We start from the raw sequence: 15,703 nt of genomic DNA on the forward strand, positions 1-15,703 counted from the left end.
AGTTAGTTCTAAAAGGAGGTCAAGGACTTGAACAGGTAGCCCACAAAGATGCCGATCATCAAGGCCCAGACCTGACCTGACTGGACAAAGTGGTTAAAGCTTTTCTGGAAGTCGCCCATAATATCTTGGTTAAAGTTCCCGGAGGGAGTGTTTAACAATTCCCATGGCAGATGACTCAAGAAAAGGTTCAACGAGTGGCCATAGTCTGCGAAGCTAGGCAGCCAATGTAACATGGTTCAGGTTTCCGGAGAGAATTTCAATTCAGATATTACAGAAAATACCTCCGAAAACCTACTCCCTTGGGTTACGGTCAGATTTCCGTCGCCCGATCCCTCAGCACCCTCACAGTTTCAGGGAAAGCGATGATCCAGCAGTCCCCTTCCTGCTTTAGCCAAAGATGCTGCCGAAGAAGGCGATCGCTTCCTGGAGGGAGGCCACCAAGGCATCAATTTCAGCGGGGGTGTTATAGAAATAAAGGCTGGCCCGTGCCGTTGATTGTGCGCCTAAGTAGCGGTGGAGCGGTTGGGTACAGTGATGTCCGGCGCGAATTGCAATCCCTGATTGATCCAGAATCGTTGACAGGTCATGGGGATGCACGTCTCCGGCGGTAAAGGCCGCCAAGGCAGCTCTGCCCTCCCCGTTAGCATCTGGTTGGGGGCCATAGAGCCGTAAGGCCGGAATTTCCTGCAACCGTTGAAACAGATAGGTCGTGAGTTCCGCTTCATAGGCATGGATTTTGTCCATTCCCAGGGCGCTGAGGTAATCCACGGCGGCTCCGAGGGCGATCGCCTCGGCAATCGCAGGGGTGCCAGCTTCAAACTTGTGGGGTAAATCCGCATAGGTGGAATGATCGAGGAAAACATCGGCAATCATTTCCCCGCCTCCCAAGAAGGGCGGCATCGATCGCAGCAGCTCCAGCTTGCCGTAGAGAAAGCCAATACCCGTGGGGGCACACATTTTATGCCCCGAGGCCACCAACCAATCACAGTCGATGGCCTGCACATCCATGGGCATGTGGGGCAGACTCTGGCAGGCATCGATCAAGACCTTGGCTCCATACCTATGGGCGAGGGCAGTAATTTCGGCGATCGGGTTGACACAGCCCAGGGTATTCGAGACATGCACCACCGCCACCAGCTTGGTGCGATCGCACAGCAACGATCGGTAGTGGTCTAAATCGAAGGCTTCCGCTGGGGTCAGTTGGACAAACTTGAGGACGGCTCCGGTTTTTTGGGCAATGATCTGCCAGGGAACCAGGTTGCTATGGTGCTCCATCACCGACAGAATCACCTCATCCCCGGCTTGGAGATGGCTCAAGCCCCAGGCATAGGCCACCAGATTGATGGCTTCGGTGGCATTGCGGGTATAGACAATTTCTTGGTGGGAAGCGGCATGGACAAAGTGGGCGACCGTTTTCTCGGGCAGCTTCGTAGGCATCAGTGGCTCGGGCACTGAGAGTATGCACCCCCCCGATGCACATTGGCATTATCAAAGCGGTAATAGTGCAGGAGGGCATCCAGAACCTGCCGGGGCTTTTGGGAAGTCGCAGCATTGTCCAGATAAACCAGAGGCTTCCCGTTGACCTCCTGATGCAAGATCGGGAAATCAGCACGGACAGCAGCAGCAAGGGGTTTTTCTTGGATGAGGGTCATGGTAGGACAGTACAAGAGGCCAGGGGAAAGGTGCAACTTCAAACCAGTGGGGAGGTAGCCGTGGTCAACCGTTTGACCAAACGGTCACGCACAGAGGCGACAGGAATGCGATGGAAAATATCCACCGCAAAGGCATACACCAGTAAATCGCAGGCGGCCTCCCGATCTAAGCCCCGACTTTGGAGATAGAAAATCTCGTCATTGTCCAGCTGACTGACCGTGGCACCATGGGCACACTTGACGTTATCCGCCACAATTTCCAGTTGCGGTTTAGTGTCGATGCGGGCTCGGGGCGACAGCAGCAGATTCCGGCTCAATTGGGCCGCATCCGTCAGTTGGGCAGCCTTGGCGACACAGATTTTGCCATTGAAAACAGCATGGGCGCGATCGCCAACAATACACTTATGAACCTGCCGACTGGTGCAATGGGGCTGCAAATGGGCGATGGCACTGTGGGTATCCGCCACTTGCTGCCCGCTGATTTGGGTGAGCGCCTGAATCGTGGTTTCGGTCTGCTCCCCTCGGGAGAACACCTCCAAGTGATGGCGAGAAAGCTGGGCACCGAGGGTAATTGGATGCCCCCGGTAGTGAGACCCCCGCGCTTGAAACACCGCCGTCTTACCAACATGAAACCCCGTCAGCTGGTTTTGTTGTACCAGGACATGGTTGACCTGGGCACTGTCCGCCAGCCACAGTTCGGTAACGGCATTACTGAGGGTAGTTCCTGTCCCCACCGTTGCATACTCTTCCACCAGAGTGAGGCTACTACCGGGTTCTGCCACCACTAAACACCGGGGATGCAGAACTTCAGGGGTGGCCGTAGGAGCCGTGATCATCAGCAGGTGAATTGGCGCTGCGATCGCGACCTGCTTTGACACCCAAACCACGGCGGCATCGGTAAAGCTGGCGGTATTCAGCGCCGTGAAGACTTCCTCAGCTCCCTGCTGTTTGGCCAGAAAGTCGGGGAGATTTAGGGCGGTGGGTGCGGTGCCTAAGTTCCCAATCCACAGACCTGAGGGTAGATCGGCAATTGCCGATAGCTGGGGCGCAAATACCCCATTGACAAACACCAGACGATAACTGGGATCTTCTGTCAGCGTCAGCGCCGAGAGATCAGAGAGCGTGACGGTCGGAGGTGGGGAACTGACAGCAAAGTTGACTTGAAGCAACGCTGACAGATCGGTAAAGCGCCAGTCTTCATCCTGCGGGGAGGGCATGGCTTGTTCTTGAACCAGCGCCGTCGCCCGGTTGCGCACCTGAGTCAGCCAGTCAGCGGGGGAGGCCAACTCTTGGCGCAAACTCAAGAGTTGATTGAGATAAGCCGCCCGCACCCCTGAGGAGGATGAACGTTCCGAGGCATCTGAGTTGACAATCTGAGAAACCTGAATGGTCATCGCCCACTTACCTCGGCTGTTGCTGCTTCTGCTTCTTGTACCCAGGTGTATCCTCGGCTCTCGAGTTCCAGGGCCAGTTCCTTCGGCCCCGTGGTCACAATTCGTCCCCCCTCCATCACATGCACAAAGTCCGGCACGATATAGTCCAGTAACCGCTGATAGTGGGTAATCAGAATCGTCGCGTTATCAGCATGGGTGAGTTGATTCACCCCATGGGAAACAATTTTTAAAGCATCAATATCCAGCCCTGAATCGGTTTCATCCAAGATGGCTAGCTTCGGTTCCAAAAGCGCCATTTGTAAGATCTCATTGCGCTTTTTCTCGCCCCCCGAGAAACCTTCATTGACACTGCGACTGAGAAAACTGGGGTTCATCTTCACAACATCCAGCTTTTCCTGCACCAGATCATCAAAATCAAACCCATCGAGTTCATCCAAACCCAGATGCTTGCGACGGGCGTTACAGGCAACTCGCAAAAAATCTAGATTACTCACTCCTGGGATTTCCAAGGGATATTGAAACGCAAGAAAAATGCCCGCTCTCGCTCGCTCTTCTGGCTCCAGATCCAAGAGATTTTGCCCTTGAAAGAGAATCTCGCCCCCGGTAATCTCATAATCTGGGTGCCCCGCCAAGATCTTAGAAAAGGTACTCTTTCCAGAACCGTTGGGACCCATGATGGCATGGATTTCTCCGGCTTTGACTTCCAAATTCAGACCTTTGAGGATTTGCGTTCCCTCCACACTGGCGGTTAAATCTCGAACCGCTAGAATTACTGCACTATTTTCAACAATCACAACATACTCCTAACTGCAAATCCCAAACATAATGCCTATCAATTCCAAAATTTAGGGCAGATGCAGATCCTCCTAAAAACAAATTTTCCCAAGATTGGAATTGGACGGCTGTTGTTAGACTCAGCGGATCGCTTAGGAGCCAAATCACACCCAACAGCTTAACCAACACTGCCCTCAAGCTTCAGACTTAACAGGCGATCGGCCTCCACCGCAAATTCCATGGGCAACTGGTTAAACACATCTTTACAGAAGCCACTGATGATCATGGAAACAGCATCCTCAGCAGAGATGCCCCGCTGGGAGAAGTAAAACAGTTGGTCTTCGCCAATTTTCGATGTCGAGGCCTCATGCTCCACCCTGCCCCGGTGATTCTGCACCTGGATATAGGGGAAGGTATTGGCCTCAGCATTATCGCCAATCAGCATTGAGTCACACTGAGAGTAGTTCCGAGCACCGATTGCCTGGGGGGCAATTTTGACCAGTCCTCGATAGCTATTTTTGGAGTGTCCCGCTGAAATCCCCTTGGAAATGATGGTGCTGCGAGTATTTTTACCCACATGAATCATCTTCGTACCTGTATCCGCCTGCTGGTAATGGTTGGTGAGGGCAACGGAGTAAAATTCACCAACGGAGTTATCCCCCACCAAGACACAACTGGGATACTTCCAGGTGATTGCCGAACCTGTTTCCACCTGGGTCCAGGAAATTTTAGAATTCACTCCGGCACAGAGACCCCGCTTGGTGACAAAGTTATAGATTCCACCCTTACCATTGGCATCTCCGGCATACCAGTTTTGCACCGTGGAATACTTAATTTCCGCATTGTCTAAGGCAACCAATTCCACCACTGCGGCATGGAGTTGATTGGTGTCATACATGGGAGCCGTACAGCCTTCCAGATAAGAGACCTGGCTACCGGCCTCAGCAATGATCAGGGTGCGCTCAAACTGCCCGGTATCGCCACTGTTGATGCGGAAATAGGTAGACAACTCCATGGGACAGCGGGTGTCCTTGGGAATATAGACAAACGAGCCATCACTAAACACGGCGGAGTTCAAAGCAGCGTAATAGTTATCGCCAACGGGAACCACCCTGCCGAGGTATTGCTGGATCAGGTCGGGATATTCCTTCACCGCTTCTGAAATTGAGCAGAAAATCACCCCCTGTTCCGCCAGCTTCTCTTTGAAGGTAGTGGCAACGGAAACACTATCAAAAATGGCATCCACCGCTACATTGGTGAGCCGCTTTTGCTCAGACAAAGAAATTCCCAGCTTCTCAAAGGTTTCGAGCAGGGTCGGATCCACTTCATCCAGACTCTTTTTCTTTTCCTGTTGCTTTGGAGCTGAGTAGTAAACAATGTCCTGGTAGTCGATGGGGGGGTAACTCACATGGGGCCATGTTGGCTCCACCATCTTCAGCCAGTGACGATAGGCTTTGAGTCGGAACTCCAGCATAAAGGCTGGTTCTGATTTCTTGGCAGAGATCAAACGAATCACATCTTCATTCAACCCTCTGGGAATGGTATCGACTTCGATATCAGTGACGAAGCCATACTTGTAGGGTTGATTGACTAAGGTTTTAACCGTCGCACTCATGGGTGGGTTCTCTCTGTCCTTTTCAGGGGCGGGCGGGGGAGGATGGATCGGAAACTCAAGTCAGAATCTTAACCTTGGGCGGTGGTTGACCGGATTTGCTCAAAGCTAATCTGCTGCTGATCCCCAGCAAATTCATTGTCAGCGGTCAAGAACAACATACAGTGACACTCTCGGCGCTCCCGCATCGGCACACAGGGACAATTCCAGTAGGCGGCAGCCACCTCTGCTGCTTTGTCTTCATAATGGCGGCAGGGACACAAGGGAGCCCCTAACTCATCTTTGTGCTTCCCGAGCCCCTCAATGACCACCGCTGTAACGCCGAGATCAATGCAGAAGTAAGTGCCCGTGCGTTGGGCATAGGTCTCTGAGAAATGCCTCATGGCTTCAAGACTCTTGTCGGATGCTTGCGTTGATTGAGAGTGTATGTTCATTCGCAGGACGGCAGAATTAAAAGCTATATATAATTAAAGCAACAAAACTGTTGTTTAACTCCTGTTTTTAGGTTACTTTAGAAACAATAAAGTTGTCAAAGTCAAGGTTAAAGTTTCTTTCATTTGTGCCACACGACACAGGGATGCCTGAGGAGACAATGACCACCACACATCCATCCTCAACCAAGCAGGATATTCTGCAACACCTCCTGAAGCGAGGTCATGCCACGGCTCAGGAATTAGCGGAAGCGCTGGACATTAGCCCTCAGGCCATCCGCCGTCATCTCAGGGATCTGGAGGCGGAGGCGCTGCTGGTGCATCAGGTAACCCAGGTGGGCATGGGGCGACCCAACTATGTCTATCAACTCAGCCCTAAGGGGCGAGATCAGTTTCCCAACAGCTATAACGAGTTTGCGGTGTCGTTGCTGGATACCCTAAAAGCAACAGTGGGTCAAGAGCAATTTCGCTCCATTCTCCGGCAACAGTGGCAGCATAAGGCCATTGAGTATCGCCAGCAACTCGGCAATCGATCTTTGGGCGATCGCGTGGCGACGTTGGTTGCCCTGCGAAAGACAGAAGGCTACATGGCAGAGTGCTACGAATTAGAAATGCCAGCTGGGACGACAGAGGCGAGATTTATTCTGGTCGAACATAATTGTGCGATCGCCAATGTCGCGGAATCCTTTCCCAGTGTTTGCGGCCATGAACTGGAGATGTTTGCCACTGTGCTGCCAGACTGTACGGTAGAGCGCACCCACTGGATCATTGATGGTGAGCAACGCTGTGGATATCTGATTCAGGCCAAGTCAGGTAGTCAGTCTCCAATCACCTGAACGCCCCGTTTAGTGTCTAGGGAGCACCCTATTCCTGATCCAAGAGGATTCCCTAGGTGGGCACCTCTCAATTTCAGTAGCGTCGTCATCGGTTCCCACCAACTTTTGAGATTCCAGACGAAAAAATGTCAGTAGGACGATGGCAAACACTGAGCCTGAGGAGACGCTGGTCAAACCGACCATGCAGCCTAAGATGGCTCCAACTCCCAGGGTGAAACTACGGCCTCCCAGGGTCGTCAAGTCAAACTGAGGGGTTGTCGGTAGCTGCAATATGGGAACGAAATTTAACAACTGGAGCAAGCCCGTCACGGTGACCAACAAAATCATCAACTCGATCTCGGGTAACAGGATGATATTTAGGTTGAAGGTTCTCGTCTGCTGAATCAGATATAAAATCCCCACCCCTGTAAGGGCCCCAAGAACACTACCCAGAAATAACTATTTAACGACTGTTAGAGGATGTTTTAAAAGGGTAGGCTTTAGCCTCAAATACAACTCAGAGGCGCGATCGCAAACCCTGGAACCCTGATTCTCTCGTATTAGCTTCTAGGTAGCTAGGGTGGTGAAACACACCCTGAAAGACTTTTAAAACATCCTCTTAGATCTAATGAACTTATTATTTTTGTCTAAATTAGGATTGCTATCGTTCACTTATCATTATTCTTAGCCATGGGTTACTCCAATAACTCTGACATAAAATAAATAGGCACCATAATACAAAAAGTTCTCAAAGCAGTGGCACTGAATCTCTAAGGAGATGATAGCTGCCTCAAAGCTCGACCCAGTAAGGACTTAGGTCATTAGACTGTAAGCCAGTGAAGTGCATATCCAGAAAGGCTTTGCACTGCTTATCATCCTCTAGCAGTCTAAAGTGCTCCGCCCCTCAAATTAAGATCTCAGAAACTTCAAAGCGAAAGATTTAGATTTGGGTGATAATATTCTGCGATGCAAAATCTGCGAGGGAATTCAGTGATCCACTTCCCAGCCTTAACTCCTCAGCCAGCCCTGCCGCACATTGCTGATGATAACCGTCTACGGCTATTTTCTGGCTCTGCTAACGTTGCGCTCTCGCAGGAGGTGGCCCGCTACCTAGGGATGGATCTCGGACCTATGGTGCGAAAGCGATTTGCCGATGGCGAGTTGTATATCCAAATCCAAGAATCAATCCGAGGGTGCGATGTTTACCTGATTCAGCCCACTTGCAATCCGGTGAACGACCACCTGATGGAGTTACTGATTATGATCGATGCCTGTCGGCGAGCTTCAGCGCGTCAGATTACAGCAGTGCTGCCCTACTATGGCTACGCTCGCGCTGACCGCAAAACCGCGGGTCGGGAGTCGATTACTGCCAAATTGGTTGCCAATCTGATCACCGAAGCAGGGGCAAATCGCGTCTTAGCGATGGATCTGCACGCAGCTCAGATTCAAGGATATTTTGATATTCCCTTTGATCACGTTTATGGCTCCCCAGTGATTCTCAACTATTTGAGTCGCAAGGGGCTGAGTGATCTGGTTGTGGTGTCGCCCGATGTCGGTGGTGTCGCCCGTGCCCGTGCCTTTGCCAAAAAGCTGGGCGATGCGCCCTTGGCGATTATTGATAAGCGGCGGCAGGCTCACAATGTGGCAGAAGTCTTGAACGTGATTGGCGATGTGGCAGGTAAAACAGCCGTGCTCGTGGATGACATGATTGACACTGGTGGCACCATTGCCGCCGCCGCGCAGCTGCTGCGGAAAGAAGGAGCGAGGCAAGTCTATGCCTGTGCCACCCATGCCGTCCTTTCCTACCCAGCGGTTGAACGCCTCTCCAGTGGTGTATTTGAGGAAGTGATTGTGACGAACACCATTCCGGTGCGGGAGGACAACCACTTCCCCCAATTGACACTGTTGTCTGTGGCTAACTTGCTGGGTGAAACCATCTGGCGCATCCATGAAGATACCTCCGTTAGCAGCATGTTTCGGTAATTACTTTGCTTGGGGATACCCTTAGAATCGGAGTGGTTGTCCCACCACCAGGGTTGGGAATATTATCTGGAGCGCAACTATGGAACGCCCTAAACTCGTTGCTATCATCACTGGCGCAATTTCGCTAATTTTGGCGATCGCCTACTTAGTGATGGTGCAGTTGTTAGATTTTCGGGGGGAGATGATTCCCGCTCCTGTCGGCCTGTTATGGTCTCAACCCCGTCTCACCTTGGGGGCTGGGGTATGAAGCAATATCTGCAATTCTTCCATCGTCCCCTAGTCTCTGTACTGTTGGGGTGGCAATGCCTCACGGGTAGCCTAGGGTTGCTGGCATCCGCGCAAGCAGCGACCTTAGATGAGTTGCTCTCGGGTCGCACGGTGCCCCTCACCCTCAAGCTCAAGGACTTAAGCAATGACTGGCGACGGATGACGATTAGTAGTCAGGCCATGTCCAGTAACTTTGCCGAGATTCTGAGTGCGGTTCTCCCTGGTACTGCTGCGGGTGTTTATTACACCCACGGCCAAACGGTTATCGTCGGCAGTGAAACCTACTTAGTGGTCTATCGCATTCCCCTAGAGAAACCTGATTTGACCGCCTTGCTGCGGACTGGGGCTAATGCTCCTCCCTGCTCGACCACTCCCATAACGGCAGAAACCACCGTGGTGTTGTCGCTGCTCAATCTCCGGACGGTGAGCAGCTTCAATGAAGTGCAGCCGTTTAACCTCATCCAAGAACTGAAAACAGTCACCCCATCGAGTTTCTGTACTCGTCCTCCGAGCAGCAAGTGATCCAACTCAGGCTGATCTCCCATCCTTCCAGGTTGAGATCCGGAACCCAAGTTCATCCAGATCCACTCAGCTGCGCTCTCCCATCGGATCAGCCGAGGGTAGACCTGCTATTCTGCTGCAATATCGGGTAGGGGGCGGACTCTGCGAATCGGCAAGTTGGCAATCAAGGCCGTGGCTCGCTGGTTACTATCGAGTTCAAATTCCAACCCTTCCATGTCCAGTTCCACATAGCGGGAGACAACGGCCAGAATCTCTGTGCGCATGGATTCAATCATTTGCGGCGTCAGGTCGGCCCGATCGTGGGCAATCACTAACTTAAGCCGGCGCTTGACCTGTTCACGGCTATTACTATTGCTAGATCGAGGAAACAGGCGTTCGAGCAGTTCGGTAATCATGAACCTGTAGGAATAGAGGCTAGAGAATCTTCGTGGTCAACAGTTTGCGGAGACGGGAAAACATAGTTGCCTGAGCAGCGTTGAGATCTAGGAAATCGACCTTTTCACCTTCTAGACGTCGGGCAATGTTGTCGAAAGCAGCCCCTGCTAGGGATGGCGTGTCTGAGAGGACAAGGGGTTCCCCTCGGTTGGTGGAAACAATCACCCGTTCATCGTCGGGAACCACCCCAATGAGGGGGATGGCCAGAATTTCCTGCACATCCTTAACGGACATCATGTTGTTGGCCTCCACCATGGCAGGGCGAATACGGTTGAGAATCAGGTGAATGCGCTTGACATTACACGCTTCTAACAGCCCCACGACTCGGTCAGCATCCCGAACCGCAGCAATTTCTGGGGTGGTGACAATCAGTGCTTCTTGAGCCGCCGCGATCGCATTTTGAAATCCTCGTTCAATTCCTGCCGGGCTATCCACCAAAACATATTGATATTTTTGTGCTAACGCCTGGATCAACTGCCGCATCTGCTCCGGCGAAATCGCCTCTTTCATGCGGTTTTGGGCGGCAGGGAGTAAGGCCAGTCCTTGCTGCCGTTTATCCCGCACCAGAGCTTGCTCTAGACGACATTCTCCTGCCAAGACCTCGACCGCAGTATAAACCACCCGATTTTCCAGACCCAAGAGCAAATCCAGATTTCTTAAACCAAAATCGGCATCGACGACCGCCACCTGGCGACCGCGCTTTGCTAGAGCCATCCCCAGATTGGCAGTGGTAGTAGTTTTACCCACCCCTCCCTTACCAGAGGTAATCACGATAATACGACTCATGGAACAATCAAGCTCACAGGTAGACAGCGGATGGACAAATCACGTTCAGGATACTTCAGTATCGGTCAGCTGGGCTGGAATCGGAAGTGTTTGGTAGGAAAATCCGTAGCCTGGGTAATGCGGATACCGTCTGGGGCTGCATAGGCAACTTCTGGGAAGTACTGATCGGGCTGGGTTGCGGGGGCTCTAGCAACGTAATCGGCAATCCGAATTTGAGTGGGTTCCATCTGTAAGGCCATAATTAAACAGCTGGCATTTCCCCTGGCTCCGGCGTGGGCGACCCCCCGCAGTCGTCCCCATACCAAGATATCTCCATCGGCAATGACGCTACTACCGGGGTTGATGTCTCCGAGTACCACCACCGTGCCAGCATGACGAATTTCTACCCCAGAGCGGAGGGTGGTCTGGAGGTACAGGGGGTCAGCCAGGGCTAACCCTGGCTCTGGAGTGGTTGGGTTCAAGGTGCCCAGGGTACTAATGCTTGGCAGTTGCTGTTCTACCCCATATCCAGCGGTGGCGGCGACGACTGCGGTTTGCCGACGACTGGTATAAACTCGTTGCAGGGTTAATTGCACCTCCGCTAGGGCATCGGCGATCGCCTGCAACTGCCGCCCATCCAACAAGCGATCGTGGGCCACCAAATGCACCATGGTCTGGGGCTGCCAAAATCGTTCTCCTGCACTTAATTGTTGTTTCAGCTGCTGCCAGAGTTCTAGCCAGGTGAGTTCTAGGCCATTGCCCTCAGCAGCAGATTGAGGGGCAATGGACGGTGGCTTCTCTACCTCTGGCGGCAACAGCAGCAATAGTTGTCCGGCTTCCGTTTTAAATCGAACTTGTAGGGTTCCCACCCCTCAAAGGTCTGGAGTGGGGCAATGGCATCTGTAGCGGTAAGGGAGCGTTCGGACGTCATGGAAGATAGGAGCAACACTGCCTTATCTTAATCTGCCCACTGACGTGGATGGGATAGTATGGGGTCTCAATTGCAGCTGCTGGATCTGAGTCCTCGTGGTCAATGGCGTCACTCCTCTGGTGCGGATGTTGCCAACTTCGCCGCCATCATTTGCTCCACCACCGCTGGCATCTTCAACTGGGCTTGCCATCCCAATTGCTGGTGGGCTTTGGCGGGATTGCCCTGACCGATTTCAATATCTGTGAGGCGCAGGAAGGTGGGATCGAGCACCACATAGGGATGCCAGTCTAAATTCACCACGGCAAAAGCTGTTGCCAGGAATGCTTCTAGGGTATGGCTTTGCCCGGTTGCAATCACATAGTCCTCAGCGTCGGGTTGCTGCAACATCAAGTACATCGCCTGGACATACTCCGGTGCCCAGCCCCAATCCCGGCGAATAGCAATGTTTCCCAGGTGGAGTTTTTCCGGGCTTCCCTGGGCAATGCGACAGGCAGCTGCAACAATTTTTTGGGTCACAAACCGTTCCGGACGTAGGGGAGACTCATGGTTATAGAGCAGCCCCGAGCAGGCAAAGAGCCCATAGGCTTCACGGTAGTTAGCGACCTCCCAAAACGCAGCGGCCTTGGCAACGGCGTAGGGGCTGCGGGGACGAAAGGGCGTGGTCTCATCCGCGGCGATCGCCGAGTTACCAAAACACTCACTGGAACCAGCGTTATAAAGTTTGATCGGGGCTTGGGTAAACCGAATTGCCTCTAAGAGGTTGAGGGTTCCCGTGGCAATACTTTCCAGGGTTTCCACTGGCTGTTCAAAGGACAGCCCCACGGAACTCTGACCCGCCAGATTATACACTTCCTGGGGTTGAACCCGCATCAACACCTGGAGAACGCTGCGAAAGTCAATCAGGGACATGGACGCCAGCTTCACCTGCTCCCGAATGCCTAAACGGTGCAGGTTCGTAAAGCTCGACATCTGGGCATCCCTTGAGGTACCCCAAACCTCATAGCCTTGACTCAGCAGCAATTGGGCGAGATAGGCTCCATCCTGCCCTGAAATACCACAGATCAATGCTTTGTTCATGCCCACCTCACCGATGCTGCTGCCATCGTTAGACCTGGTATGCTCCTGGGAGTAACCTTGGGTTTCACTGCAGTTGTGCCCTATTTTGTCATGAAGAGGTTCTTGACCCCTATCAAGTCCCGGCTGCCCCCCTGGCTTCGCAGGCTACTGGCGGGGGGATATTACTATGGGCATCATGCTGGGCAGTGGTTGCGGCTATGGCTAGACGGACGATCTGCCTCAACGGCCCCCGTTGTTTTTTACGGGAAAGAGATTCCTGCCTCGGGGGCGATCGCCCATGGCGGAGTGATTAAATTCCAGCGGATGCAGGCTCAATTTCCCAATACCTCGCGGCGCTTTAATCTGCTTTATCTGGTGAGTAGTAGTCTGCCAGAGGATGCTCGGCAACTGTTATGGCTGGCACGGCAAAAGGGGGCTAAATTTCTCTGGAATCAGAATGGAGTCGCCTATCCAGGGTGGCACGGCCCTGGCTGGGAAGCCACGAATCGTCCCTTGGCCACCCTATTACAAGCTGCAGATCATGTTTTTTACCAAAGCCAATTCTGTCAACGCTGCGCCGATCAATTTTTAGGCAACCCGACGGGTACCTGGGAAATCCTCTATAACGCCGTGGATACCCAGGTTTTCACCCCCGCCCCCACCGATCCCGATCCCCAGCATTTGGTGCTGTTGTTGGGGGGAACCCAGTACCAGTTTTATCGCTTGGCAACCGCATTAAACACCCTGGCGGTTTTGACCCAGAGCCGCAGAGATGTGAAGTTGCTGGTGACGGGGGCACTCTGCTGGACCACTGCCGCCATCGCCCAGCGGATGGCTGAGGAGTTAATCCAGCAGCTACAATTGGGCGATCGCGTTACCTTTCTGGGCGCGTATTCCCAACAACAGGCCCCGGAGATGCTGCGACAGGCTCATATCCTCCTCCACACCAAATACAATGACCCCTGTCCCGGCTTGGTGATCGAGGCGATGGCCTGTGGATTGCCCGTTGTCTACTCCCACAGTGGCGGGGTACCCGAACTGGTGGGAGACTCCGCCGGGACTGGTATTGCGGCTCCCTTGAGTTGGGATCAAGATCTGCCCCCCGATCCCCAGGCAATGGCGAGGGCCGTCCTCCAAGTCGCGGAGCGGCGTCAGGAGTATGCCACCGCCGCCCGTCAACGCGCCATTGAGTGCTTTGACCTCCGACCCTGGTTAGATCGCCACCGACAGGTTTTTCAGGAGCTACTGACCCGGTGAAACCAGCACTCAGGCAGGGATGGATCAAGTTTTTGGGGGCGCTTCCCTACGGCGGTGGGCGGTGGCTGTTGCGACTCTGGCTGGAAGCCATTGCCCAGAAGTCTCCCCCCGATTGCTCTGCGATCGCTGTTAGAACTGGAGTCCGATCTCAGCGCCCAGATCAATCAGGTGGCGATCCCCTATAACCACGGGGTGCATGTCAAACACCGTCTCATGGGCTATCACGATTTTTTTGTGCAGCGGTTACACCCCGGTGAACGGGTGTTGGATATTGGATGTGGCACCGGAGCCGTTGCCTACGATATGGCGGCGCGGGCAGGGGCGGTGGTGATGGGCATTGATTTAGAAGCGGAGCATATTGCCACCGCCCGTCGGTTGTTTTCCCATCCCAATCTGCGGTTTGTCCAAGGTAATGTCTTAACTGCGTTGCCCGACATCCCCTTTGATACCCTGGTAATTTCCAACATTCTCGAACATATCGAACAGCGGGTGACGTTTCTGAAAACCGTGCAAGCCCAGCTGCAACCTCACCGCTGGCTCGTGCGGGTACCAATGTACGATCGCGACTGGTTAGTGCCATTACGTCAGGAATTGGGACTTTTTCACTTCAGCGATCGCACTCACTTTACCGAATATACCCAGGCCAGTTTTGCCGCTGAAATGCAGGCAGCTGAACTCACCATTACCCATTTGCAGATTAATTGGGGGGAAATTTGGGCTGAGGTGCAGCGGCAATGAAACCAGAAACCGGGCTGCCCCTGGTCAGTGTGGTGATGGCGGTGTACAACGGCGAACGGTATCTGTCAGCAGCGATCGCCAGTATCCTCCACCAAACCTGGAAAAATTTTGAATTCATCATCATCAATGATGGCTCCACCGATGGTACGGCTCAGATCCTCGCGGCTTACCAGCAACAGGATCGGCGGGTGCAGGTTTATGACCAGACCAATCAAGGGCTGACGCGATCGCTGAATCGAGGGCTGCAACTCGCTCAAGGGGACTACATTGCCCGGATGGATGCCGATGATCTCAGTCTTCCCCGGCGGTTGGCACGACAGGTGCAGTTTATGGAAACTCATCCAGACATTGGCCTCTGTGGTAGTTGGATTCGCGGCCTAGGGGAGTCAGCGGGGGCGGTGAATCAATATCCCGTGGATCATGCCACCATTTGTGCCTGGTTATTGTTTGATTCTGCCTTTGCCCATCCGACGGTGATGCTGCGACGGCAGACTTTTGCAGCCCAGCAGTTAACCTACGACCCGACTTACCAATATTGTCAGGATTATGATTTGTGGCGACGCTGCTCCCGCCAAATCCAACTGGCGAATCTTCCAGAAATTTTGTTGCACTATCGCACCCATGGGCAACAGATGGGGCAAGTCTATAGTCAGACCCTGAGAGGCGCGGAAAATTATCGGGTTTATACGTCGCAGCTGACCCAGCTAGGTCTGCCGGTGACAGCAGCGGTTTTACAACTCCATCAGACCTTCCGATTGTTCGATGTTGCCATCGATCGAGATTTCCTGGAACAAGCCCATAACTGGCTGTGGACAATACATCTGGCCAATCAACAGACCCAGATCTATCAATCATCGGCTCTGGCTAAGGTTCTCGGCCATCGCTGGTTTGGGCTGTGCTATCGAGCTACCCATCTAGGATCTGAGATTTGGCAACGGTTCTGGCAATCTCCCCTGAGTCAGATGGCTCCATTAAGCGGGGAGCAAACCCTCAAGTTTGCCCTTAAATCTCATCTTTCCCATGGCACCACTAGGCGTTTGAACCCCTAGGGATGAAGAGCCTAGTGGCTGA

General features: G+C 53.1%; 17 protein-coding genes and 1 pseudogene. 7 read left to right on the forward strand and 11 right to left on the reverse strand.

Annotated features, from left to right (window positions below; all coding sequences use genetic code 11):
• Positions 1-8: 8 nt before the first annotated feature.
• The 6 genes and pseudogenes from DO97_RS16475 to DO97_RS16500 form a co-directional block, all read right to left on the reverse strand.
• The gene (locus DO97_RS16475) at positions 9-233 is read right to left on the reverse strand and encodes a hypothetical protein (RefSeq protein WP_052128866.1); all 225 of its coding nucleotides are present in this window, start codon (positions 231-233) and stop codon (positions 9-11) included.
• Between the two features lie 154 nt (positions 234-387).
• A pseudogene (locus tag DO97_RS16480) lies at positions 388-1,652 on the reverse strand (SufS family cysteine desulfurase).
• Positions 1,653-1,690: 38 nt separating this feature from the next.
• The gene (gene sufD, locus DO97_RS16485) at positions 1,691-3,046 is read right to left on the reverse strand and encodes a Fe-S cluster assembly protein SufD (RefSeq protein WP_036535500.1); all 1,356 of its coding nucleotides are present in this window, start codon (positions 3,044-3,046) and stop codon (positions 1,691-1,693) included.
• Positions 3,043-3,840, reverse strand: coding sequence for a Fe-S cluster assembly ATPase SufC (gene sufC, locus DO97_RS16490; RefSeq protein ID WP_036535502.1), 798 nt, complete (start codon positions 3,838-3,840; stop codon positions 3,043-3,045). The genes sufD and sufC overlap by 4 nt, the downstream gene beginning before the upstream one ends.
• 158 nt (positions 3,841-3,998) lie before the next feature.
• Entirely contained in the window at positions 3,999-5,435 is a 1,437-nt protein-coding gene (gene sufB, locus DO97_RS16495; RefSeq protein WP_036535504.1) for a Fe-S cluster assembly protein SufB, read from the reverse strand.
• A 68-nt stretch (positions 5,436-5,503) separates the two neighbouring features.
• A complete protein-coding gene (locus DO97_RS16500; RefSeq protein ID WP_036535507.1) occupies positions 5,504-5,866 on the reverse strand; it encodes a ferredoxin thioredoxin reductase catalytic beta subunit in 363 nt (120 codons plus the stop codon).
• 158 nt (positions 5,867-6,024) lie between these two features.
• Between DO97_RS16500 and sufR the strand changes: the two genes are divergently transcribed.
• Positions 6,025-6,699, forward strand: coding sequence for an iron-sulfur cluster biosynthesis transcriptional regulator SufR (gene sufR / locus DO97_RS16505; RefSeq protein WP_036535508.1), 675 nt, complete (start codon positions 6,025-6,027; stop codon positions 6,697-6,699).
• 9 nt (positions 6,700-6,708) lie between these two features.
• Here sufR and DO97_RS16510 read toward each other — a convergent pair whose 3' ends face one another.
• Positions 6,709-7,101 (reverse strand): hypothetical protein, encoded by a 393-nt coding sequence (locus DO97_RS16510; protein WP_052128867.1) that lies wholly within the window; start codon positions 7,099-7,101, stop codon positions 6,709-6,711.
• Between the two features lie 543 nt (positions 7,102-7,644).
• Here DO97_RS16510 and DO97_RS16515 point away from each other — a divergent pair.
• The 3 genes from DO97_RS16515 to DO97_RS16525 all read left to right on the forward strand — a co-directional run bounded on the left by DO97_RS16515 (position 7,645) and on the right by DO97_RS16525 (position 9,450).
• A complete protein-coding gene (locus tag DO97_RS16515; RefSeq protein WP_036535511.1) occupies positions 7,645-8,661 on the forward strand; it encodes a ribose-phosphate pyrophosphokinase in 1,017 nt (338 codons plus the stop codon).
• A gap of 79 nt (positions 8,662-8,740) precedes the next feature.
• The gene (locus DO97_RS16520) at positions 8,741-8,908 is read left to right on the forward strand and encodes a hypothetical protein (protein WP_036535513.1); all 168 of its coding nucleotides are present in this window, start codon (positions 8,741-8,743) and stop codon (positions 8,906-8,908) included.
• On the forward strand, positions 8,905-9,450 hold the full coding sequence (locus tag DO97_RS16525) for a hypothetical protein (protein WP_036535514.1): 546 nt from the start codon (positions 8,905-8,907) through the stop codon (positions 9,448-9,450). Before DO97_RS16520 ends, DO97_RS16525 begins: the two co-directional genes overlap by 4 nt.
• A gap of 107 nt (positions 9,451-9,557) precedes the next feature.
• On the opposite strand, the gene minE is transcribed toward DO97_RS16525, so the two are convergent.
• The 4 genes from minE to DO97_RS16545 all read right to left on the reverse strand — a co-directional run bounded on the left by minE (position 9,558) and on the right by DO97_RS16545 (position 12,658).
• Positions 9,558-9,845, reverse strand: a complete 288-nt coding sequence (minE, locus tag DO97_RS16530; RefSeq protein ID WP_036535516.1) for a cell division topological specificity factor MinE — start codon at positions 9,843-9,845, stop codon at positions 9,558-9,560.
• Positions 9,846-9,864: 19 nt separating this feature from the next.
• On the reverse strand, positions 9,865-10,671 hold the full coding sequence (gene minD, locus DO97_RS16535; protein WP_036535518.1) for a septum site-determining protein MinD: 807 nt from the start codon (positions 10,669-10,671) through the stop codon (positions 9,865-9,867).
• Positions 10,672-10,736: 65 nt separating this feature from the next.
• The gene (gene minC / locus DO97_RS16540) at positions 10,737-11,519 is read right to left on the reverse strand and encodes a septum site-determining protein MinC (protein ID WP_081980812.1); all 783 of its coding nucleotides are present in this window, start codon (positions 11,517-11,519) and stop codon (positions 10,737-10,739) included.
• 170 nt (positions 11,520-11,689) lie between these two features.
• Complete coding sequence (locus DO97_RS16545; protein ID WP_036535520.1) at positions 11,690-12,658, reverse strand: GDP-mannose 4,6-dehydratase; 969 nt, start codon at positions 12,656-12,658, stop codon at positions 11,690-11,692.
• Positions 12,659-12,748: 90 nt separating this feature from the next.
• Here DO97_RS16545 and DO97_RS16550 point away from each other — a divergent pair, with 90 nt between their 5' ends.
• The 3 genes from DO97_RS16550 (at position 12,749) to DO97_RS21400 (ending at position 15,681) form a co-directional block, all read left to right on the forward strand.
• Positions 12,749-13,894 (forward strand): glycosyltransferase family 4 protein, encoded by a 1,146-nt coding sequence (locus DO97_RS16550; protein WP_204368698.1) that lies wholly within the window; start codon positions 12,749-12,751, stop codon positions 13,892-13,894.
• Positions 13,895-13,984: 90 nt separating this feature from the next.
• Positions 13,985-14,632 carry a class I SAM-dependent methyltransferase gene (locus tag DO97_RS21395; RefSeq protein ID WP_052128868.1) on the forward strand — a complete coding sequence of 216 codons (648 nt, stop codon included), beginning with the start codon at positions 13,985-13,987 and terminating at the stop codon, positions 14,630-14,632.
• Entirely contained in the window at positions 14,629-15,681 is a 1,053-nt protein-coding gene (locus tag DO97_RS21400) for a glycosyltransferase family 2 protein (protein ID WP_052128869.1), read from the forward strand. Before DO97_RS21395 ends, DO97_RS21400 begins: the two co-directional genes overlap by 4 nt.
• Positions 15,682-15,703 lie beyond the last annotated feature (22 nt).

It is taken from the genome of Neosynechococcus sphagnicola sy1 (assembly GCF_000775285.1).
GTDB lineage: Bacteria > Cyanobacteriota > Cyanobacteriia > Neosynechococcales > Neosynechococcaceae > Neosynechococcus > Neosynechococcus sphagnicola.

What these genes read in the sequence shown, in the direction of transcription:
- DO97_RS16500 (WP_036535507.1), bottom strand. Translation starts at nt 5,866, where the DNA reads ATGAACATACACTCTCAATCAACGCAAGCATCCGACAAGAGTCTTGAA.
- sufB (WP_036535504.1), bottom strand. Translation starts at nt 5,435, where the DNA reads ATGAGTGCGACGGTTAAAACCTTAGTCAATCAACCCTACAAGTATGGC.
- minD (WP_036535518.1), bottom strand. Translation starts at nt 10,671, where the DNA reads ATGAGTCGTATTATCGTGATTACCTCTGGTAAGGGAGGGGTGGGTAAA.
- DO97_RS16520 (WP_036535513.1), top strand. Translation starts at nt 8,741, where the DNA reads ATGGAACGCCCTAAACTCGTTGCTATCATCACTGGCGCAATTTCGCTA.
- DO97_RS21400 (WP_052128869.1), top strand. Translation starts at nt 14,629, where the DNA reads ATGAAACCAGAAACCGGGCTGCCCCTGGTCAGTGTGGTGATGGCGGTG.
- DO97_RS16545 (WP_036535520.1), bottom strand. Translation starts at nt 12,658, where the DNA reads ATGAACAAAGCATTGATCTGTGGTATTTCAGGGCAGGATGGAGCCTAT.
- sufD (WP_036535500.1), bottom strand. Translation starts at nt 3,046, where the DNA reads ATGACCATTCAGGTTTCTCAGATTGTCAACTCAGATGCCTCGGAACGT.
- DO97_RS16525 (WP_036535514.1), top strand. Translation starts at nt 8,905, where the DNA reads ATGAAGCAATATCTGCAATTCTTCCATCGTCCCCTAGTCTCTGTACTG.
- sufR (WP_036535508.1), top strand. Translation starts at nt 6,025, where the DNA reads ATGACCACCACACATCCATCCTCAACCAAGCAGGATATTCTGCAACAC.
- DO97_RS16550 (WP_204368698.1), top strand. Translation starts at nt 12,749, where the DNA reads ATGAAGAGGTTCTTGACCCCTATCAAGTCCCGGCTGCCCCCCTGGCTT.
- DO97_RS16475 (WP_052128866.1), bottom strand. Translation starts at nt 233, where the DNA reads ATGTTACATTGGCTGCCTAGCTTCGCAGACTATGGCCACTCGTTGAAC.
- DO97_RS16515 (WP_036535511.1), top strand. Translation starts at nt 7,645, where the DNA reads ATGCAAAATCTGCGAGGGAATTCAGTGATCCACTTCCCAGCCTTAACT.
- minE (WP_036535516.1), bottom strand. Translation starts at nt 9,845, where the DNA reads ATGATTACCGAACTGCTCGAACGCCTGTTTCCTCGATCTAGCAATAGT.